Genomic DNA, 21,389 nt, shown 5'->3' with positions numbered 1-21,389 from the left:
TCCTGCATTTCGATTAATCATGCTTGAGCAAGCACTGTGCCAACAAGTAACCTTTTGATTTTATTGAAAATTAAATTTAAACAGGTAAGTAGGATGCAACTTTGTGGTGCAAAACGGTGCACTACGCACAAAGATGGTGAATTAGAGATCGCTTAATAAACGGTAATACGATTACGACCTTTATTTTTTGATTCGTACATAGCGTGATCACAGCGCTCAATCAGATTATCCATGCTTTCACCCAATTGATACTCGGCCACGCCGGCACTGATGGTCACACTCACAGTTTCATCCTTAATCCGAATCTGATGTTCACTGACAGCTTCACGTATTGTTTCGGCCACTCTTGCAGCATGTTGCTGATCACAGTTTTCCAGCAACAATAAAAACTCTTCTCCCCCCCAGCGACATAAGGTATCAACATCACGTACTTTCTGTTTTATCAGTCGACTGACCGACTTGAGCACCTGATCACCAAACTGGTGACCGTATTTATCGTTGACCATTTTAAAATGATCGATGTCGAGCACAATCATGGATAAAGACCAGTCCTTACGCAGTGCGGTTTTTTGTGCTTTATTGAATACCCAGTCAAATACCTGTCTGCTGGTGGCTCCGGTTAATTTATCTTTGGTGGCCATCATCTCCAGACGGCGCTGATAACCGCGTAAAGTAAAATGGGCAACCAGCAACACGCAGATGCTGATTGCCAGGGACACAGCAATATTGATCCATAAAGCGGTTTCAATGCGATCGGCCGCCGGGTCATTGATTTGTTCAACAATCAAGAACCAGTCAAATTCGGGTACCAGACGGCTGTTTAAATAAATAGTGTTACCGTTTTTGGCCGCATAAGTTACAGAAGCACTGGGATTACTGAGGATCTGCAGAAATAACTTATCTAAACCGTCTTTATTTTGCAGGTAGATATCATTCTGAAACTGACTGCTACGCAAGGTGATTTCGCCTTGACGATCAACAAAATAGATTTCCCGGCCATAGCGTCGCTGATAGTTTTCAATTAACTGTGCCACCGATTCCATTGACAGGCCGACCCCGGTGACACCGACTAACTCACCTTGTTGATTCATCACACGATAGTTGACAAAAATACTCATACGATTGGGTTCTGCAGTATCCCAGTCGATATTGATATCGTAATCGGTATTGATCTGACGGGTTTTAAAAAACCAGCTGTCAGCCGGGTCAGTCTCATCAACCTGCTTAATAATGCCCTTTGGATGGTAATAGTTACGGGTTTTTTCTGAGACAAAAAACGCGGTAATCGTATTGTATTTACGCTGAATCTGCGCCAGATAATCTGAAAGTTGCTGGGGATCCTGTTCACCGGTCTCGGCCCAGTTAATCAGAAAAGTATCATTCGCCATCAGTGAAGAAATTAATAATGGCTGTAACAGATCACGCTGGATTTCAGAATAGATGTTATCACTGGTCAGCGGCAGCATCTGCTTTTGCAGCTGATCACTGGTGGAATCGCGGGCAACGAAATAGCCAATCAGACTCGTTGCCATAAACCCCAGCAAAACCAGTGAACTGATTGTCAGCGTGAAAAGTCGTTTCCGATTCTGCATTCCTGGCGGCTCGTTATAAAACAAAGTTTTCAATCATAGAGAATCTGCAAACATAATCCTAGGGCTTATTTATCTTTCGTATCCACCACTGCTGGCGGCTATTTTTCCGTCTTACAAGGTGGAGATGAAAGATCAACAAGTTCTAATGGTTTGTTGCATATTGAGATTTTGAAGCCGTTATCTCACCAGGTTGAAAAGCGCTCATAATCGATTGAATATATTCATAGATGTCTTGGTAACGTGATCTGAGTGAATGCAGGTTTTGCAGGCCACTTTGTTTTTTCCCAGCCTGGTAGAGTTTGAGAGTCATGGTTAACAGATGATGAAAGCTTCTGTATTTTTCTTTCAGAATTTGCAGGCTTTCCATATCAATTAATTGGAGGTTTTCAGTTCGGTCCAACCAAACACCACAGTGAGATTGTTTGATCGAGATAATTGGACATAAGTTCACATCATCCAGCTCCGCTTCAAAACGAAGCTCGACACTTTCCAGACTCAATTGTAAATACAGACAAAACAAGTTTAATTGTGTCCATTTAATATGTTGCCGACTATCGCGGTAACTGAGCCAATCCTCAGGCAATGTAAATTGCTGCTGCCAGTCAGCAATGTGTGCAGCCGGCATCGGTTTCGCAATCACATAGCCCTGAGCAAGCTCGCACCCCATGGACAATAATATCTGCCCATGTCGCACTGATTCGACGCCTTCGGCGATAACTTCCAAATCAAAAGATCTGGCCAAAGCAATCACGCCTTCCACAATTTTACAATCATCGACATCGGCCAGCATATTGCGGACAAACGTCTGATCAATTTTCACAGCGGATACTGGTAGCGTACGGATATGGCTAAGGGAAGAGTAACCTGTACCAAAATCATCCAGCACCGTTTTGATATTGAATTCTTCACGGCAATGGCGGACCACATCAACAATCAGGCTGAGATCATCCAATGCATGACTTTCCAGAATTTCAAACTGGAAGTACTGTAAATCCACTGTTGGAAACTCAGCAATGATCTCATTAAGTCTTTGTAAAAATCCATTACTCCCCAGATGATAAGCTGACAGATTGATACTGATATGCCATGGTTTTGACTGGGCCTGCCATTGCTGTAAATAGTGTAAAGCCTGCCGAATGACCCATTCTCCTAACTGTATTTCCAGTGAGGTGCCATTGATTAATGGCAAAAAATCTTGTGGGAACATTAGTCCGTTATCCGGATGTTGCCAGCGAATTAATGCTTCAAAGCCAATCACCTCACCGCTACACATATTGATTTTCGGCTGCAGGAATAATTGAAATTCGTTCTCAGTCAATGCACGCCGGATAGCATATAACTGTTCGTTTTTTTCATCCCGCCAGGCTTCATTACCTGTTTCGTACATACGGAAAGTTTTCTTACCATCCAGCTTGGCTTTATAGAGGGTTTGATCAGCATGCTCTATCAAGGTCTGCATGGAGCCCTGATCAAACGGATAAACGGTATAGCCAATCGAGGCACTGATGCGGATGGTTTTATTTTCAATTTGATATGGCCGGCTCAACTCGTCGGTTAACCGGTGCAGTAATTGCTCACAATCCTGGCGATTTTTAATTTCGCCAAGCAGCATGACAAATTCATCCCCACCATAACGCGATACCGTATCATCCTGCCGTAGCATTGTCCTGATACGTTGTGCGACTTCAATCAATAATTCATCACCGGCGTTATGACCGAGTTCATCATTTACCGGTTTGAAATTATCAAGATCCAGGAAACATACGGCCAATAGAGTCTGCGTTCGGTTGCTGTGGGCGATGGCCTGTTCAAACCGATCTGCCAGCAGATTGCGATTAGGTAAAGCTGTCAACGCATCGTAATGTGCCAAACGTTCCAACTCGGCCTGATGCTGCTTGAGCATGGTAATGTCAGAAACCAGTCCAAGATGGAACAATTCACCGCTAAGCGGATCGATGCTACGATGAATTGTCAGTATCTCGGCATAAAACGACCCATCTTTTTTTCGATTCCATACCTCTCCGCGCCAGAAACCGTTTTCAGACAGGCTTTGCCACATTTCACTGTAAAAGGCTTTAGATTGTTTACCCGAGCTAAGCAGATTGGGTTGCTGACCAATGAGCTCGTCCTTGCTGTAACCGGTTATTTCGCATAGGGTATCGTTTACATCCACGATAATATTATCGGCATTGGTGATAATAATGCCTTCATGCACCCGATCAAACAGCAGTTCCAATAGCGAGTGTCTTTGATGTTTAAGTAAGGCGCTCACAAATAAAATCCTTATACTAAAACCATATATTTATTAAGGTTTTTAGCATAGCTTTTATCGCTTAAGCAAATTTTTGAAACGAATCACTGATAGCCATAAAAAAAGCCAGTCACATGATGACTGGCTCTTTTCTTCTGAGAAATACAACTTAATTTATTCAGCCATATTCCAGATATGTGAAACGACTTCCCATTCGCCCTGATCACTTTGCTGCAGGACAGTCATTAAAACACCATTAAATGTCATAGTTTCGCCCTCTTCACCTTCGACATCGGCAGACCAGTTAGCTAATTGACTAACCTGACCTGCTGAAGAATAAGTGGCAATGGTCGTAATCTTATGGTTGTGCAAGCCATTGTCAAAAAATCCCTGAAACAATGCGGCGATTTCCTGCTGCCCGTTTAGTACATTGCCGTCACCAGGGGATAATGTGGCTTGTGAAGCATAGAGATCAACTAACGCGTCAATATCGCTATCATTAAAAGCAGCATTCCACTGCTCATTCGCAGAATTAACAACTTCCTGCGCATCATAATCAGCTGTTGGATTACTGCACGCACTTACCGTCAGGATAAGCAGGCTCAGTGGTAATAAACGATTTAATATTTTCATGGTTACTCCTTTGTGGATTATTTATTCAAGATAGGATCATCTTCAAAAACATGCCGTCGTTGATATATCTTTTCCAATAACGACATCAGGTTAAGCGCTTCAGTTTCGGTCAGCGCCTGCATTAATAAATTGACTCGTTGATAATACCCCGGCATCACTTCATCAAGTTTAGCCTGGCCCTTAGCTGTCAAACGTATCAAAATCTGACGTCTGTCCCGCCGGCCATGCACCCGGCTGATTAATTTCTCGCGTAACAGACCATCCAACAAACCCGTCATCGTAGCGCGCGACACACCGGCTTTTTCAGCAAGCAAGGATGGTGTTGAACTCAGATCATCCTCACGCATAAGCAATAACAAAACCCACCATCGACCCTGTAATAAGTCATATCCAGCCAGATAGCTGTTCAGTCCATGCGATAGATCTGAACCTACACGCAGCAGATTCAAAAAAGTCATCACACTTTTAATATCAGTTTGCGGGTAACGATCCGCAAACTTCTGCAATATCTCAGCGTTGGGAATATCTTTAACTTGTAACATGTAAGTAAGCATATAGTTAGCCACCTAACTATGTCAAGGCTAATTCATTATTTAATTCAATGATATATTTGAGCCAGAAATTCACCCTATTGCTGACCGGGATCGCACAATTGTTTTGTAACTATCAAAAATTCTTCACTGATCGGCGTTTATTTTCTGTCATTTGCCAATGTAGTCTTTAAACGGTGTTCTATGTCCGATAGATCCCTTTTCAGATTCTGTTCCCCGATTAACGGCAAATTATGGCTTTACACTGTAACGGTGATTATCCTCACGCTGCTGATTATTTTTAACAATTATCAACAACAGTTATCCGCTTACTCTTCGCAGGCCAATCAACAAATTGCTCAACGTAATCAATTGCTGGCTTTGATGCAGACCCAGCTGCTGGAATCCAAACTTGAAGCCATTGATCAAACCCTGAAACTGATCAGCTCGCATCCTGATTTTATAAACCATCCAGAGCCCCACACCTACCTGCTGGAGCAGTACTCCCGAAACAACCCTGAAATGCAGGCTTTATTGCATATTAATGCTGATGGTTTGTTACGGTTTCCCCAGCATCAGAGTAGCCAGCTGGATTTATCGGGGCGCGACTATTTTAAAGTACATCAGGCTTTAAAAACGGATAGTGTTTTCACCTCAAAACCCATGTTGCCCGGACGTGGACATGAAGATCCGGTCATGGTTATCAGTCGTGGTCTTTATGATTCTGATGACAAATTTCAGGGTGTGATTGCCGCTGTTATCGATATTAAAACCTTTTCACTTGCACTCAGTGGGATCAGTGTGAATGCCCAATTGTTTTCATCGATTGTGCATGAAGAAGGTGAAATAGTATTCCGTGTACCGTTCCGGGATTTTGAGGCCGGACAAACAATGGACTATGTTAAAGAACACACCGAAACAGACAACCTGCCCTTAACTGGTGAAGGCATTTACCAGCACGGCAGCAGCAATTATCAGTTTGCATACCAGACACTGCCTAAATGGCGGCTCCACGTATTTGTTGGTGAGAATCGTGCCGTAGTAGATGAGTTGATAGCTCACTACCGATTTTCGCATCTGCGTAACAGTGCTCTGACCGCTTTTTCATTAATTGTGCTGATCCTCACTTCTGCCTGGTTAATCCGGCGTCGTCTGGAAACCAACCAACAGCTTCTCGAAAGTAAAGCCGCCCTTCAACAGAGCTATCAGCGCAATCAGGCCATTATTAAAGCCATCCCTGATCTGCTGTTTACCATTGATAAAAATGGCAACATCATTGATTTTGAACAAGGTGATGGGGTGCCATTGCTGATACCGGAACAAGACTTCATCAACAAGCATATCAGCCAGACTTTACCTGACTTTCTGGCACAACGGACATTACTGGCGCTGCAAAAAACCCTGGGTACCGGGGAAGGTGATTATTACGAATATGAGCTGAATATATCGGGCCAGCAACATTTTTTCATGGCGCGAACATCCCCGATCAATCAGGACAGAATGCTGGTCGTGGTCATTGATATTACCGAGCGTAAAAAATCCGAAAATGCGCTGCAATGGCAAGCCACGCATGACAGTCTGACGCAATTACCCAATCGGGTATTGTTTTATGATCGTCTGAATCAAGCCATTGTTGAGTCTGCAAGGTATCAGCAATCATTTTGTCTGCTTTATATTGACCTGAATGATTTCAAAATGGTCAACGATACTTACGGCCACCTGAATGGAGACTTGTTATTGATTCTGGTGGCACAACGTATTCGGGAAACAATTCGCGAGTCAGACACAGCCGCCAGACTGGCAGGTGATGAGTTCGCTGTTATTCTCAGTCACAGCAATATTGAAGAAGCCCGACAAGTCACCGACAAACTTCGTCAGCACTTATCGATTATTTACGAACTGAATGAAGGCATCATGTTAACGATTAGTGCCAGTATTGGTATCGCTTGTTACCCGGATGATGGTAAAGATGCCGATGGGCTGATTCTGTATGCCGATAACAATATGTACCATGATAAACGCTCATCCTCGTTGTCTGTTTCTTAAGTCAGACAGAGCATTAAAGACTGATGTAAGCTGATGACTATGAACTCAAAGATTGAAAAACTCGGCCTGCGGCTCAATAAAACCATTGATGGAATAGATCAGCAAGCCAGTAAATGGGTCGCGCGCAGCCTGGATAAACACCTGAGTATTGGCATTACTGGTTTCAGCGGTAGTGGCAAGTCCACTTTTATCACCAGTCTTATTCACCAGCTTAAATATTCCAATCATGCCCATTTAGGTGGTTTCCTGCCTGCCAGAGATGAACGCTTACTCGGTGTGGAGTTACAGGCGTTGGATGATTTGCCTTTGTTTGATTATCAGCAGGGCATCCGGGCATTAGCTGATGATCCGCCACTCTGGCCGCCCTCAACAACGCATATAAGTGGCTGTCGTCTGGTCATTGAATACAAAAAAAAATCCATGTTGCCCACGTTTACCGGAGAGACCCGGCGATTTACCCTGGAGTTGCGTGATTACCCCGGAGAGTGGCTGTTGGATATCGCCATGTTGCAACAGGATTATCGTCAATGGAGTTTGGACACTGCCGCATTATGTTCGAAAGGGATCCGTCACGGACTGGCGGAAAATCTGGAAGCCGAATTGAATACGCTGGATCCGCTCGCGACCTTTGATGAGCAGCAGATTAATGAATTGTTTGTCCGTTACCGGAATTTTCTGGTGACCTGTAAAACAGCCGGGCTGACCTTTATCCAACCCGGACGGTCATTATTGTCTGACAGCAGAGACTTTCCGGTGTTTATCCCATTATTTAATCTGCAAACGCTTTCAGAACAACAATTGAATAAAGCGACCGATGACTCTTTATACAAAGTCATGGAGCAACGTTATAAAACCTACCTTAAAGCGTTTGTTCAGCCTTTTTACAAAACATTTTTTCGTGGCATAGACCGACAGGTAGTATTGATAGACGTATTAAAAGCATTAAGCGGTGGCAAGGAAAAATTCGACGATATGGTGATCGCATTCAGTCGAATTATAGACTGCTATCGTGTTGGTAATAATGCATTCCTTAATCGACTGTTCAGCCCTCAGGTAGAGAAAATTCTGTTTCTGGCATCTAAACCAGACCGGATTTTAATGAATCAGCACGAATCCTTACGTCGGCTATGTGATGAAATCATCAGCCATATCTGCCCGCAATCGATCAGAAATCGTATTGAAATTGAAACCGAAATTGCTGCAGCTGTTCGCAGTACCCACGATCACAGTGATCACCTGACAGCCCGATTGCTGGATGGTCAATATGGTGAACTGCGTCATCCGCCTATTCCGGATCAACTGCCTGATGCAACGCAATGGCAGCAATTATCGCAATGGAATCCACCTGTTCTGAGAGCGCCTGTAAATCCTGATTTGTTGATTGGCGGCCGTCTGGCGCATATCCGCATGGATAAAGTGCTGCGTGATCTGATTGGAGATAAATTTTAATGACTTCCACAGACGATTATTTTAAATCCAGACCCCAGCAACAGGCACCGCACACTTCGGATAAAACCGAAACTTTTTTCAAGGTAATTGCTGAAAATAACGAAACGATACTTCCCGATTCGGTTGAAGCCGATCCATTGCTTGATTTTGACGATAGTTTGCTGATTCCAGCCCGGCGCAACCGCGGTTTAAAGTGGTTGATCATCACGCTGTTTATTGTATTAATCACTATGCTGGCGTGGGACATTGCTGATTTTGCTCAAATGCTGTGGCAACAAAGTAAAGTACTTGGAATAACATTCAGTGCTTTTGCACTGTTTCTGGCTGGCTTGGTGATGCAGCAATTACTGGTGTTCCGCCGAAACCAGAAACACCTTAAACAGGCAGATCTGATTCGGGAAGAGGCTGCACGATTAAAGCATGAACAACATACTGGCAATGCAAAAAAATGGCTGCATTCGCTGGAAAAATTCTATCAGGACCAACCCCAGGCTGAAATGTTAACGCCTAGTATTAAAAGGCTGCCGGATTATCTGAATGATAGCGAAGTGGTCAATCGTATCAGTGAGGATTTTTATAAACAGCTCGATAAACAGGCCATCAGCATTATTGAACGAACCAGCATAAGCAGTGCCGCACTGATCGCCGTCAGCCAGCTCGCTGTAGTAGATTCGTTACTGGTGGTTTGGAAAACACTGAAAATGATCAATCAGATAAATATCGTTTATGGCGTAAGATTAAATCGTCTGGCTCAATGGCGTTTAAACCTTCGCGTCGCCAAAATAGCCTTGGGCAGTTATGCCAGTCAGGCCGGCATCAGCTTTTTCTCTGAACAGGTGGGTATCGGACTAGGCGGCAAAATTCTCGGCAGCGTGGCACAGGGATTTGGCGTGGGTCTTTATCAGGCCAGAATTGGTATCCATGCGATGCAACATATCCGGCCAATTGCTTTCTCCAGTGACGAAAAACCCAAACTGAATATGTTCGCCAACCTGTTACGCAGGAAATTAACCAAGCTGACAGCAGAACAGGATTCCGATTAACACTACTGTTCTGACAGTCCCGGTTGAGAGAAAAGGTGATTTGAACCAAATACCTGCACCCCGTTGCGTCCGGCAGCTTTTACCTCATATAAAGCCAGATCAGCCTTTTTGGTTAGCTCACTGACCGTCTCGGTTTGATCATCACCTGAAAAGATCGCGACACCGATGCTCAGTGAAATACGAAAGTCATGAGTCTGCACATGCAACGGCTCAGAAACCGCTTGCAGAATATGTCCCGCGACCTTTTTAGCATCATCCGGCTTTTTAATTTCTGTCAACAGAATCACAAACTCGTCGCCACCCACCCGGCTTAACGTATCGGTCTGCCTTAAACAATGCGTCATTCTGTCGGCTACCGATTTAAGGATCTCATCCCCCACATCATGTCCATGCTGATCATTTATCTGTTTAAAGTGATCAATATCAACAAACATGAGCGCAATGGGATATCCCACTCTTTTGGCATGGGCTAATGTATGGCTGATACGCTCGTCAAACAAGCGACGATTCGGTAACCCTGTCAATGTATCGTGATAGGCCATTTGACGAATACGATCCGACTCGGATTTGCGAGCGGTTACATCTTCAATCTGTGAAATGAAATGAATGACCTCGCCTTTTTCATTCCGAACCAGCGAAACGCTGAGTAATACAAAAATCACATCACCGGTTTTATGGAAATAACGTTTTTCCATCTGATAGTGTTCGAGCTCACCATTGAGTAACTTTCGAACATAGTCCATATCCAAGTCCAGATCGTCTGGATGGGTAACATCGACAAATGTTTTATCCATCAACTCTTCTTCGCTGTATCCCAGCATACGACAGAGCGCGCCATTTACTTCTACCCAACGACCATCCAGACCGACAATCGCCATACCAATTGCTGCGGTATCAAATGCATTACGGAACCGTTCTTCACTTTGTTGCAGTGCCAGCTCAGCCTGTTTCCGCCATGAAATATCGGTTTTGGTACCAATGACACGAATGGGATTTCCCTGCGCATCACGTTCACCTACCGTGGCACTTCCCAGCACCCATTTCCAGCTGCCATCTTTGCTGAGAAGACGATGCTCATTACGATATTCCGGTTTTGCACCACTGAGCATACTGTTGATATCAGCAGATACCCTTTCGTTGTCCTCAGGATGAATTAAATTCATCCAATGCTCCATATCACCAATGATTTCGCCCGGAGCATAGCCCAGCATATCCAGTAATTTATCTGAAAACACCACAACATTATTGGCAACATCCCAATCCCAGACGCCGGCGCCGCTACCCTCCAGAGCATGTTTCCAACGTTGCTCGGTTTCCAGAATCAATTTCTGATGTTGCCAGTCTTCGGTGATGTCGTAGCTTACGCCAACCAACGATAAAAGCTGACCCGCCTCATTAAAATACAACTCTGCAGAAGTGTGTAACATCCGAACCTCATCGCCATGATGAATTCGGAAACGGATTTCGATCGCTTTATGCTGTTGAATGGCTTTTTCTACAGCAACGCGAAAAGCAAGCAGATCCGCCTCATGAATCAACTTCTCAAAGCCACTGTAGTCCAATCGGTCGGATCCGGCTGGCAAACCAAACACCGTGCTAGCCATACTGTCGAACAGTATGACATTGGTTTCCACATCCCACTCCCAAATCGCGATTTCAGCGGCTTCAGTTGCCAGCGCCAGACGCCGGGCATTCTGCCGGTATGATTGAGTCATTTGAGAGGCTATACGAATGGCATTTGCACGGCTTTTAGCAATTGCGGCAATCACCAAAGCAAATAATAACGAGATAACACTGCCGATTAGCCAGGTTATTAAGCGGTTATTGCGTGAAATGGTACTGACAAACTCTTGATCAGGCTGACCAACAAAAGACCAGGACCGACCACCGACTTCATAACTTTTTTGCAAACTGAAGGATACATTGGATGTCGTTCCCGTTCGGGTGAACAATAAACCTTCCAGGTTTTCATCTGTATCGTCGTAGATATTGAGTGATCCAATATGTTTATGCGTTGCCAGTACATCCTGCATGACATCATCAATCCGAAACACCGCATAAACCCATCCTGAGGGAATAGTGCGTTGTTCTATTGCCCGTTCAGACTCACTGGGATCAATGAACACCGGCAGGTACATCAACAAGCCATTAATGGTTGAGGGTGAGCCATCCTGTTTCAAAGGAACCTTCTCGGTAATGGTGGCTCTGCCGGTACTGACCGCACGATCCATTGCCTGCTTGCGGGTGGCATCGGAATACATATCAAACCCCAGCGCCCGCCTATTTTTGTTGGTCATAGGTTCGATATACAGATTTGAAGAATACTGATCACGCTCACCATGCGGGTAAATGTCATAACTCAACAAGTCAGTTTGCCTGACGGCATTGATATGCGTTTGTTTTTGCTCTGGAGTCAGGGCAACAACGTAACCCAGTCCCTGAATACCCCGATAGTTTTCTTCGAGTTTCAGACTCTGATAAAAATTGGCAAAATCATTTCGAGATAAATCGGGCGCAACATAAAAAAGCCCCTGAGTTGCACGCAACATTTCCTCGTAGGCATTTATTTTTCCGACTACAGCATTGACAGCCTGGTTAAATGTCAGTGTATATGCGGCTTCGAGCCGAACATACTCTGTTTCGGCCATTTTTCCTGCCACAAAAAATGTCACGATCAAACCAAATAGAAAGGCCAGAAATGATGTCACCAGCGTAAAAGGTTTGAGTAATAAACTCTGATGAGTACGAATAGTCGTCAGCTCCATTAAAATTCAGATCCGTTGAATACTATGCTGTCCGTTATTATCGAAAAGCGGTTTCACTATTTTTGCTTAAGCTTTTCCTTACGCAATATATGCAGAAATTCTACCTGTACAGCATAACAAAACCCAAGGAACTTCATCACATACCCAGTTTAATAACTGGCTATGTCCATGGGTGTTCTGTGCTTTCAAGTTTGCGTCAGCAGTGAACTGAAATCAGGTCAAACAAGGCGCAGCCAAATTAATTTATCGGGTATTTTTCTCAGTCTCGTCCGTTCAGAATTTACGAACAAAACATTATCTGGAGCATTACCTGTCCAGACTTCTTTGTGATTATTCCAGATACATAAGAGTAGTGGCTGAAGGATTTTTCTCAATCAGAACTGGGGGTTCTGGGGCTTTATTACATAGGTTATAGTGCTTATCTGAAACTCATGTTAAGCTCAGTTACGGTCTTTGTTTTTGACCTGATATAAACCAACGGAGGGATGTACATGAAACAAAAAATATTCGCCTGGATAGCGTTACTGGGCTTTTTTGGAAGCGTCACCTTACCGGTGCAGGCCGCCATGATCACTACGCCGGATGTGATTCAGTCACAGCAATCCGAATATGATCGTGAACAGTTATTTTCGATGCTGGATCGTAACGATGTTCAGGAAAAATTATTATCAATGGGGGTCGCTCCTGAAGTAGTCCAGGATCGCATCAACAGCATGACTGATTTTGAAATTGCCCAATTAAATCAGCAAATCAATGATATGCCAGCCGGCGGGATCCTTGGTGCCATTGTGCTTATTTTTGTTGTATTTGTGATTACCGATGCCATTGGTGCAACCGATATATTCCCATTTGTCAGACCGGTCAGATAGTCTGGTTTCAATGATGCAAAAAGGTTATGGCATTACCAACACCCAGCTCCGGCTGGGTGTTTTATTACTACTGAGTTTAATCCTCCCAGCCTGTAGTCATACACCGCAAACCAATCAACTAAACCAGCAGGCGTTTGAACCCCGTATGGTTGAACTGGAGGATGTGCCTTTTTTCCCCCAGACTCAGTATCAATGTGGTCCCGCCGCTTTAGCCACTGTGATGCAATACCGTGGCATAGACATCCTGCCTGACACCCTGACCGAACAGGTATATATCCCGGAAAAGCAAGGCAGTCTGCAGATAGAAATGATTGCAGCCACCCGCAAGCAGGGTTTAATGCCCTACCCGTTAGCACCTGATATGGAAGATTTACTGACAGAGGTCGCTGCCGGCAATCCGGTTCTGGTTATGCAAAACCTAGGATATAACTGGAAACCCTTCTGGCATTACGCCGTAGTAGTGGGTTTTAATATCGATTCAGGTGAGTTAATCCTGCGTTCAGGAGAAACCAAACGCTGGCAAACCACTCTGCAAACCTTTGAACGTACCTGGGCACGAACTGAACATTGGGCCCTGGTCATCGTTGAACCGGAAAATATTCCATCCACTGCCAATCTGGCCGCCTGGTTACAGACCGCTTATGACGCTGAAAAAACCGGTCAGTCAGCTACAGCAGAACAAGCTTACCAGGCAGCAATGTCGCATTGGCCAGATAATAAACAACCCGGAATTGCATTGGCCAATCTGTATTATCAACAAGACAGCTTTGTTAAAGCCGATACCATATATGGCCAATTAACAGAAAAATTCCCGCAAGAAGCCTCACTGAGAAATAACCGGGCATATACGTTAAAGGCGATGGGCTGTCATCAAACCGCTTTGGCTTCCGCAGCCTGTGCAATACGACTGGCACCTGACGATCAAAATATTCAGTCTACATTTGAGGAAATGTTCGCCTTGGAGCCGATTTCCCATAAAACCTGTCCAACCATATCCTGTATAAACTGATCACCGGATAACAGAACAATCTTAGCGATCTGTCTGATGCATGTTTAAGGTTGTGGTAGTACTTTCCCTGACATAAACTAAACTGAAATATTGACGGAAATGGTATGCGACAGCTTTTCGTCATGACTATCAGGATGCCGTATTTTGACAAAAAGCTTATTGAGAATTTTGTACAGCAGCAAAACCCATCAGCGTTTATCAGAAATCGATTTAACAAAGCTGCTGCAACAGAGTCGACAAAACAATTGGCAAATCCAGATCCATGGCATCCTCTGCTATAACCATTCCGATTTTATTCAGGTACTTGAAGGTCCCGAAACAGCGGTCATTAAACTCTATCAAAAAATCCTTGATGATGACCGTCATTATGACTGTAAACTGATTAATATCTGCCTTAGCAATAAATACATTTTTAACGACTGGTCAATGGGCTACATTGATATCAGTCAAGGTAACATGCGCAGGCTGAGACAGGAGTTACCTGAAAAGTTATCCAGTGATAATGCCGATAAATTTGCTTTTCAGCTGAAACATTATCTGAATAGCCCATCCCAGAAAAATGCTGATCAGACTCTATTTATCTGATATCACCTGACCATACGAACAATATACGAACAAAGAAAGAGAGAAAACGAATCAAATGACTATTGAAATGCCCAATTTCAAACCGTTAGGTTGTAATAAGTGTTTAGAAGGTGGTGGACTGGATTTCAGTTTTTCAATGGCATTCCAGCCGATTGTTAATATTAAGGATAAACAGCTTTTTGGTTATGAAGCACTTGTCAGAGGTGTGAATAATGAGCCTGCCTACACAATACTGGACAAACTGAACGATACCAACCGCTACTCATTTGATCAGACCATTCGGGTAAAGGCCATCCAGATGGCCAAACAACTGGATTTGCAGGGTATGCTCAGCATCAACTTCTTCCCGAATGCCGTATATCGACCTGAAACCTGTATCAGGGCGACACTGGAAGCGGCTGAGGTGATGAATTTTCCGACTGAGAATTTAATGTTCGAAGTCACTGAGGTGGAAAAAGTAAACGACAACAATCACCTGAAAAATATCTTCGATGAATACAAACGGCATAACTTCACCACGGCAATTGATGATTTTGGATCGGGTTATGCCGGATTAAATCTACTTGCTGATTGGCAGCCTGACATTATCAAACTCGATATGGCACTGATTCGGAACATTAATACCGATAAAGTTCGGCAATCCATCGTGCGTTCAATCATCATGACCTGCAATGATCTGGAAATAAGCGTGATTGCCGAGGGTGTGGAAACGATTGAAGAGTTTCAGTTCATACGGGATCAGGGCGTGGCTTTATTTCAAGGCTACTATTTTGCCAAACCACAGTTTGAAGCGTTGCCAGACGTTGATCCTGCACTTTATCGCTGACAGAAATAAAGAAATAAAAAAACCTCCCTCCAAATTAAATTCTGGAGGGAGGTCATTGTTTATTTTACTTCAAAACGGCCTTTCATCATGCCGCTATGTCCAGGAAATGAACAGAAGAAAGTCAGCTTCTCACCAGCCAGTCCTTCAGTAGAAAATTCAACTTCTGATGTTTCTCCACCGCCAATCACTTCCGTGGCAGCAATGATACGGTCATCACCTTCTGGCAGATAATTATTATCCAGGCCTGCGGCAGCACCTTCTTTCACAATTGCCTGCATATCATCCGTCTTAGTTAACACCCAGTTATGGCCCATCATATCTTTTGCCATTGAGCCAGTATGTTTAAGCGTAACCTTGACGGTTTCACAGCTGGCAGGAACCGACATTTTTTTCTTGTCGAAACTCATTTGATCAGTACCTTCAATGACCAATTCACATTCATCGGCAAATGCAGTAAACGGCAACAACATAAATACGGCAGCAGCGGCTAACAAACGATTCTTATTCATTTTGATCTCCCAATAATTCCGGCAACATTGCCTTCTTCACAAGATAAGCACACCAACAAAATTCAGTTATCAATTAAACGTGTTGTGTGCGTGCATACATGATTCATCATTAATGCTAATCCGTTTCATCCCATTCAGATCTCTGCAACTGACCCACCACTTTGCTGAATGATTAAATCTCACCATCATCCTCTGCAGTTGGTGACAGTTTATCTATCAAATAAACTGATGAAACCGTGGTTCTTAATAATAATCGTTCTCATTATAGAGAGCAGATTTTAATGATAACAATAGGTCAACACAGATTGAGGAAGTGTTCCTGTATTCATCCGAGAAACACCGGCACTATTGAAAATCATGCTTTCCAGACGACAACCAGGCCCTTAAAGTCAGGTTGCAACTGAACAGATAACAGTATTTCTGTTAGTCCGCTTTAACCTGGATGTCAAAATAATTTTCCAATGCATTAGGTGACATCATGATGGCCAAAAAGGTCATCATCAGACCTGTTCCCTGTGGATTTTTCGAATTAATATCCAGTTCCACCTGAGGCTTATCACTGTCGATAAAACGGGTGCTGGCCTGAGTTAATTGTGACTGCAAATCAGCCGAAATGGCCGGTAATGCAGAAAACTGCTGCAGCATTTGCTGTTTCAACTGGTTTTTGAAAACCTCTGGTGAGACACCCGCTTTTTTAGCGTTTTCCTCGATTAACGGTTGCCAGGCACCACGATCTTCAAACTCGATAGAGGCTTTAATCAAGCCAGTCTGCATCCACTCGGCCGAGGTTGTTGTCATATCCTCATTATTTCTAAGCCGCTGCATCTGACTTTCCAGATCAGGGATCTGACTGAAATCAGTATGCAGATTCATTGAGAATAATTGAGCCGCGTCTTTTTTTGTCAGTTCGGGATTATAAAACTGATTCTGCAAATTCAGGCTTAACTGACGTTCCACCGGTTTGTAACGATAAGCAAGACGTTGATTGTGGCCTATTTTATCCTCGTTAATCCCCAAGATTCGCAAAGTATCCACCAGTGATTGTTCCTGTTCTGGCGTACCATCACCACCCGTCACGGTAAATAACGCATCCTGAGTCGAAATATTCATTGCATAAATGAAATCCTGCTCCTGATTCAGTTCAATCTCACTCAGTGTTAGTAAACCAATCTGATGTTTACGACCGGCGTCATCAGTAACCAATACATCTTTAACTGAAATGTTTTTGTTATATGGATTCGCAGCCACTTCACCGACTTCAACCTGGCCACCATTCTGATTAATTCTGGTGACTAATTCGTCCACCAATTCCTGCGCAGCCTGGTTAGCCTGATTATTCGCGACCGCATGCGCTCCGCCAAGTGCAATCGCGATGATTGCCAGGGGCACATAAATGATTTTTTTGACTTTGAACACTGCTGTCTCCAACAAAAATGAATTAAAACTGAACTGCAGTATGCCTGTAAGACCATCTACAAACTAGTTTAGTTTGAGGTTTAAAGACACAGTAAACTATTATATGGCCCCATCAAGTCTAGGGGCTGCTGCTCTTTCATAAGTGCCTTTGTTATGACGCTGAACGATCAACAGGTCCTGATTTTAAACCCGTTCACCTAACACATAGATAAAAAAACCGACATATAGCCGGTTTATTTTTTGGTTAAGCAAGGCGTGAACGATTAAGGGATCCCAAATAACTAAGGCCAAAACACATAACGTTTTCCAGATTATTGCTGAATAAAACAATTACGCTTTGTTGCAGATTTTTTCCACTCCATGTTTACCATCATGCATGCCACGATAAACCAGACGACACAGTTGATTACCCTGCTCAATTTTAATGCTGTCGCCCACATTTAACCTTTTAGTTTGATCATTAATCGTAAAGATAATACTGCGACTTGATTGATAGTAATCCCGTAACGCTAATACGCCTAAATCAGGGTAATAAATAGTCTGGAACTCAGGCAAAGCGATAGTTGGAATCAAATCCCCACCTTTTTTATTCAACAGTTCTTTTCTAAGCACTTCCCGATCATGAGCGACCGTTTCCAGTTTACTGGTTAAGGATTGGTTGGCTTGCATCGCCTGATTAAGGTTTTGACTCAACTGGCTAATCACGTTTTGAGCTTCAGCATTTCCTACCGTTAGTTCAGCGAGTTCCTGAATAGAGTCTTCCAATGCACCAAACTGAGATTGTTGAATATCAATAACCTCCTGAACGCTCACATCAAACAAATCAGGAAACATCAATGCCATACCCGACTCATAAGCATTTTCAGCCGGCACAGATACCATAAAACCTATTCCGGCAGCGACCAAAGGCTTTTTGATAAAGTTTTTAATCGGGAAAGTCACTCGTGAAAAATCCATTTTTATCGCCTTGCTCCAGTCAAAATTTATGATGGAGAATTTATAGCATATTTGAGTAAGTGGATTACATACAAAATAGATGAGTGGCCAGGGTTTGTTTAAATAAGTACTGTTGAATAATGTGGGAATGCAAAAACAGAAGACATAAAAAAAGCGCTGTAAGCGCCTTAGGTATGGTGTTTTAAATGGAGGCTGGGGTCGGAATCGAACCGGCGTTAACGGAGTTGCAGTCCGCTGCATGACCACTCTGCCACCCAGCCAGGGTACTTCATCTTAAGCTATCCAAAACTAAAAAGCCGCAGTAGTGACTTGGACTGACCGCGGCTTTTTTTTATTCTTGGAGCGGGAAACGAGATTCGAACTCGCGACCCCAACCTTGGCAAGGTTGTGCTCTACCACTGAGCTATTCCCGCTTAGGAAGACGTGCATTATAGGCACTTAATATTTTCTGTCAACCCTTATCTACCAACACTGGCAAGGCTGCTTTCAAGTAACTGATCATTGAGGTCAATGTGAGTAAAGCGGCTATGTATAAGAGGCCCACGCCAATCTCAAAAACCGGTAATCCAAACAGCGGTTTATAGAATATCAGACAGCCAATGGCAATCATTTGAAAGGTCGTTTTCCACTTGCCGATCGAGGAAACCTGGACTACATGACGGGCACCGATTTCAGCCATCCATTCACGTAATGCGGAAATGGTGATTTCACGAAATACAATGACAATCACTGGCAGCAAGATAAACCAGACCGGTGACTTATAAAGAATCAACAATAACGCGACCACAACGATTAACTTATCGGCTACCGGATCGATAAAGGCGCCGAAAGGTGACGTGAGATTCATGCGCCGGGCCAGATAACCATCAAGCCAATCGGTAATGCCCGCCAGCACAAACACCACGGTTGCCCAAACGGTCGCACTTGGATTAGGAACAAAATACAAAATGACTAGAACAGGTATCAGTAAGACCCTGAGCAGACTGAGCAGATTTGGTAAATTCAGCATATTAATGTCGTTAAAAACTACAGATAATGCCTATGTTAGCACTATGCAGCATTTAATTGTCCGGATGGAACAGGTCATATATTTTCTGAGCCAGAGCGGCGCTGATGCCTTCCACTCTTTGCAGGTCTTCCACTCCGGCACGTTTAACCTCTTGAAGACCACCAAATTGCTGCAATATTTTTTGTCGACGCTTTGGTCCCAGCCCTGCAATATCTTCTAATGAGGAAGTTTTTCGTGCTTTGGCACGACGTTGCCGATGCCCTGTGATGGCAAAACGATGTGCCTCATCTCGCACTTGCTGTAATAAATGTAATGCCGGTGAATCGGCAGATAAAGTAACTTCGCCTGCACGACCAACCAGAAATAATGTTTCTTCGCCGGGTTTACGAGCCGGGCCTTTGGCGATACCCAAAATTGGTAAATCGCTTAAATTTAATTCAGCCAGTACTTCCTGAGCTTCTTTGATTTGGCCTTTGCCCCCATCAATCAATAATAAATCCGGACGTTTGCCTTCCCCGTTATTCAAACGGGTAAAGCGTCGGCTTAAGGCTTGATTCATTGCCGCATAATCGTCCCCCGCCGTAATGCCTTCAATATTGAATTTACGGTAGTCACTTTTAATCGCGCCTTCCAGACCAAACACCACGCAGGAAGCGACTGTGCGCTCACCACGGGTATGACTGATATCAAAACATTCAATGCGTTTAGGCAATTCATCGAGAGCCAACGCATCCTGCAGCATTTCAAAACGCTGCATCAGATTGGAACGACTGCTAATTCGCTGCGTCAGACTAATCTCGGCATTGGTCATGGCCATTTGTAGCCATCGGGTTGCATGTCCACGTTGCGGTTTTCGCAGGATGACTTTATGTCCGGATTCAGTCTGCAATACATCTTGTAACAGTTGAGCATCTTCCACTTCATGGCTGAGCAGAATTTCGGCAGGTACATCTTTACCTAAGTAATACTGTGGGATAAACGCGGTTAGCAATTCTGACTCGGTCAGATCCGATGAACCTTTGGGGAAATAGGATTTACTGCCCAAGTTTCTGCCCCCACGAACAAAGCTGACTTCCACCACGGCAAGACCATCACGCACAATCGCGGCCAGCACATCAGAATCGCCTTGCATGGAGCTGACATATTGTCGTTCTTGAACTCGTCGCAGGCTGATGATCTTGTCGCGGATAGAAGCCGCTTGTTCAAACTGCAGATTCTGCGAAGCGACATCCATCTGGTTACTCAGCTCATCCATAACCTGCTGGTTTTTTCCTTCCAGGAACATGATGGTGTGCTGCACATCTTTTTGGTAATCACTCTCAGAAATCAGCCCCACACAGGGTGCCGTGCAACGTTTGATTTGATATTGCAGACAAGGCCGGCTGCGGTTTTGATAATAACTGTCTTCACACTGACGCACCGGAAACAGTTTCTGCAGCAGATTCAGACTTTCACGAACGGCACCGGCACTGGGGTAAGGTCCGAAATATTTGCCTTTTTTACGCTTGGCACCGCGATGCACACTTAATCGTGGAAAGTCATCACCAGAAATCAATAAGTATGGGTAGGATTTATCATCACGCAATAACACGTTGTAACGTGGCATCAGCTCCTTGATCAGGTTGTTTTCCAGTATCAGGGCTTCGTTTTCAGTATGGGTAACGGTGGTCTCAATCGCCGCGATCTGCGCAACCATCACCTGTGTTTTGCTGGTTAAACCACTGCTGCGAAAATAACTGCCTACACGTTTTTTGAGGTTTTTGGCTTTACCGACATAAATAACGGTACCTTCCGCATCGATCATGCGATAGACACCAGGCCGGCTGGTAAGTGATTTTACAAAACTGACCGGATCGAATTGGAATTCTTTTGTGGGGTTTTCAGCCTGACTCATTAAATT

17 protein-coding genes and 2 tRNA genes are annotated in these 21,389 nt (G+C 44.0%); 7 read left to right on the top strand and 12 right to left on the bottom strand.

Annotated features, from left to right (window positions below; all coding sequences use genetic code 11):
* Positions 1-152: 152 nt before the first annotated feature.
* The 4 genes from B2337_RS05130 to B2337_RS05115 all read right to left on the bottom strand — a co-directional run bounded on the left by B2337_RS05130 (position 153) and on the right by B2337_RS05115 (position 5,018).
* A complete protein-coding gene (locus B2337_RS05130) occupies positions 153-1,592 on the bottom strand; it encodes a sensor domain-containing diguanylate cyclase (protein WP_292414265.1) in 1,440 nt (479 codons plus the stop codon).
* 142 nt (positions 1,593-1,734) lie between these two features.
* Complete coding sequence (locus B2337_RS05125) at positions 1,735-3,864, bottom strand: putative bifunctional diguanylate cyclase/phosphodiesterase (RefSeq protein WP_292362586.1); 2,130 nt, start codon at positions 3,862-3,864, stop codon at positions 1,735-1,737.
* A gap of 153 nt (positions 3,865-4,017) precedes the next feature.
* Positions 4,018-4,476 carry a YybH family protein gene (locus tag B2337_RS05120; protein WP_292362585.1) on the bottom strand — a complete coding sequence of 153 codons (459 nt, stop codon included), beginning with the start codon at positions 4,474-4,476 and terminating at the stop codon, positions 4,018-4,020.
* A 17-nt stretch (positions 4,477-4,493) separates the two neighbouring features.
* The gene (locus B2337_RS05115; RefSeq protein WP_292362584.1) at positions 4,494-5,018 is read right to left on the bottom strand and encodes a MarR family winged helix-turn-helix transcriptional regulator; all 525 of its coding nucleotides are present in this window, start codon (positions 5,016-5,018) and stop codon (positions 4,494-4,496) included.
* Between the two features lie 192 nt (positions 5,019-5,210).
* Here B2337_RS05115 and B2337_RS05110 point away from each other — a divergent pair, with 192 nt between their 5' ends.
* From B2337_RS05110 to B2337_RS05100, 3 genes are read left to right on the top strand one after another with little or no spacing between them, the layout of a single operon-like run.
* Positions 5,211-7,052, top strand: coding sequence for a sensor domain-containing diguanylate cyclase (locus B2337_RS05110; RefSeq protein ID WP_292414268.1), 1,842 nt, complete (start codon positions 5,211-5,213; stop codon positions 7,050-7,052).
* Between the two features lie 39 nt (positions 7,053-7,091).
* Positions 7,092-8,501, top strand: a complete 1,410-nt coding sequence (locus tag B2337_RS05105; protein ID WP_292414269.1) for a YcjX family protein — start codon at positions 7,092-7,094, stop codon at positions 8,499-8,501.
* Positions 8,501-9,544 (top strand): TIGR01620 family protein, encoded by a 1,044-nt coding sequence (locus B2337_RS05100; RefSeq protein WP_292362581.1) that lies wholly within the window; start codon positions 8,501-8,503, stop codon positions 9,542-9,544. The genes B2337_RS05105 and B2337_RS05100 overlap by 1 nt, the downstream gene beginning before the upstream one ends.
* A gap of 2 nt (positions 9,545-9,546) precedes the next feature.
* Here the strand turns inward: B2337_RS05100 and B2337_RS05095 are convergent, their stop codons facing one another.
* Entirely contained in the window at positions 9,547-12,309 is a 2,763-nt protein-coding gene (locus B2337_RS05095; protein WP_292414270.1) for a sensor domain-containing diguanylate cyclase, read from the bottom strand.
* Between the two features lie 491 nt (positions 12,310-12,800).
* On the opposite strand from B2337_RS05095, the gene B2337_RS05090 reads away from it, so the two are divergent.
* The 4 genes from B2337_RS05090 to B2337_RS05075 all read left to right on the top strand — a co-directional run bounded on the left by B2337_RS05090 (position 12,801) and on the right by B2337_RS05075 (position 15,598).
* Entirely contained in the window at positions 12,801-13,178 is a 378-nt protein-coding gene (locus B2337_RS05090) for a DUF6627 family protein (protein WP_292414272.1), read from the top strand.
* A gap of 10 nt (positions 13,179-13,188) precedes the next feature.
* Positions 13,189-14,187 carry a PA2778 family cysteine peptidase gene (locus B2337_RS05085; RefSeq protein ID WP_292414274.1) on the top strand — a complete coding sequence of 333 codons (999 nt, stop codon included), beginning with the start codon at positions 13,189-13,191 and terminating at the stop codon, positions 14,185-14,187.
* 144 nt (positions 14,188-14,331) lie between these two features.
* Positions 14,332-14,772 carry a BLUF domain-containing protein gene (locus B2337_RS05080; RefSeq protein WP_292362577.1) on the top strand — a complete coding sequence of 147 codons (441 nt, stop codon included), beginning with the start codon at positions 14,332-14,334 and terminating at the stop codon, positions 14,770-14,772.
* Positions 14,773-14,827: 55 nt separating this feature from the next.
* Entirely contained in the window at positions 14,828-15,598 is a 771-nt protein-coding gene (locus B2337_RS05075; RefSeq protein ID WP_292362576.1) for an EAL domain-containing protein, read from the top strand.
* A gap of 59 nt (positions 15,599-15,657) precedes the next feature.
* On the opposite strand, the gene azu is transcribed toward B2337_RS05075, so the two are convergent.
* The 7 genes from azu to uvrC form a co-directional block, all read right to left on the bottom strand.
* On the bottom strand, positions 15,658-16,107 hold the full coding sequence (gene azu / locus B2337_RS05070) for an azurin (protein WP_292362575.1): 450 nt from the start codon (positions 16,105-16,107) through the stop codon (positions 15,658-15,660).
* A 423-nt stretch (positions 16,108-16,530) separates the two neighbouring features.
* Entirely contained in the window at positions 16,531-17,523 is a 993-nt protein-coding gene (locus tag B2337_RS05065) for a hypothetical protein (protein WP_292362574.1), read from the bottom strand.
* A 330-nt stretch (positions 17,524-17,853) separates the two neighbouring features.
* Positions 17,854-18,480: a hypothetical protein gene (locus B2337_RS05060; RefSeq protein WP_292362573.1), complete on the bottom strand. Its 627-nt coding sequence runs from the start codon at positions 18,478-18,480 to the stop codon at positions 17,854-17,856.
* 186 nt (positions 18,481-18,666) lie between these two features.
* Positions 18,667-18,740: transfer RNA gene (locus B2337_RS05055), tRNA-Cys, on the bottom strand.
* A 78-nt stretch (positions 18,741-18,818) separates the two neighbouring features.
* Positions 18,819-18,893 (bottom strand) — tRNA-Gly (locus tag B2337_RS05050).
* 38 nt (positions 18,894-18,931) lie between these two features.
* Positions 18,932-19,489: a CDP-diacylglycerol--glycerol-3-phosphate 3-phosphatidyltransferase gene (pgsA, locus tag B2337_RS05045; RefSeq protein WP_292362572.1), complete on the bottom strand. Its 558-nt coding sequence runs from the start codon at positions 19,487-19,489 to the stop codon at positions 18,932-18,934.
* Positions 19,490-19,541: 52 nt separating this feature from the next.
* Positions 19,542-21,383 (bottom strand): excinuclease ABC subunit UvrC, encoded by a 1,842-nt coding sequence (uvrC, locus tag B2337_RS05040; RefSeq protein WP_292414275.1) that lies wholly within the window; start codon positions 21,381-21,383, stop codon positions 19,542-19,544.
* Positions 21,384-21,389 lie beyond the last annotated feature (6 nt).

It is taken from the genome of Methylophaga sp. UBA3192, assembly GCA_002363955.1.
In the GTDB taxonomy this organism is placed as follows: Bacteria; Pseudomonadota; Gammaproteobacteria; order Nitrosococcales; family Methylophagaceae; genus Methylophaga.
This window is presented reverse-complemented; position numbering and strand designations above follow the sequence as displayed.

Bases quoted from the DNA above. Each gene is read 5' to 3' on its own strand.
- B2337_RS05130 (WP_292414265.1), bottom strand. From the start codon at position 1,592: ATGCAGAATCGGAAACGACTTTTCACGCTGACAATCAGTTCACTGGTT.
- B2337_RS05120 (WP_292362585.1), bottom strand. From the start codon at position 4,476: ATGAAAATATTAAATCGTTTATTACCACTGAGCCTGCTTATCCTGACG.
- B2337_RS05115 (WP_292362584.1), bottom strand. From the start codon at position 5,018: ATGTTACAAGTTAAAGATATTCCCAACGCTGAGATATTGCAGAAGTTT.
- B2337_RS05110 (WP_292414268.1), top strand. From the start codon at position 5,211: ATGTCCGATAGATCCCTTTTCAGATTCTGTTCCCCGATTAACGGCAAA.
- B2337_RS05105 (WP_292414269.1), top strand. From the start codon at position 7,092: ATGAACTCAAAGATTGAAAAACTCGGCCTGCGGCTCAATAAAACCATT.
- B2337_RS05100 (WP_292362581.1), top strand. From the start codon at position 8,501: ATGACTTCCACAGACGATTATTTTAAATCCAGACCCCAGCAACAGGCA.
- B2337_RS05095 (WP_292414270.1), bottom strand. From the start codon at position 12,309: ATGGAGCTGACGACTATTCGTACTCATCAGAGTTTATTACTCAAACCT.
- B2337_RS05090 (WP_292414272.1), top strand. From the start codon at position 12,801: ATGAAACAAAAAATATTCGCCTGGATAGCGTTACTGGGCTTTTTTGGA.
- B2337_RS05085 (WP_292414274.1), top strand. From the start codon at position 13,189: ATGATGCAAAAAGGTTATGGCATTACCAACACCCAGCTCCGGCTGGGT.
- B2337_RS05075 (WP_292362576.1), top strand. From the start codon at position 14,828: ATGACTATTGAAATGCCCAATTTCAAACCGTTAGGTTGTAATAAGTGT.
- azu (WP_292362575.1), bottom strand. From the start codon at position 16,107: ATGAATAAGAATCGTTTGTTAGCCGCTGCTGCCGTATTTATGTTGTTG.
- B2337_RS05060 (WP_292362573.1), bottom strand. From the start codon at position 18,480: ATGGATTTTTCACGAGTGACTTTCCCGATTAAAAACTTTATCAAAAAG.
- pgsA (WP_292362572.1), bottom strand. From the start codon at position 19,489: ATGCTGAATTTACCAAATCTGCTCAGTCTGCTCAGGGTCTTACTGATA.
- uvrC (WP_292414275.1), bottom strand. From the start codon at position 21,383: ATGAGTCAGGCTGAAAACCCCACAAAAGAATTCCAATTCGATCCGGTC.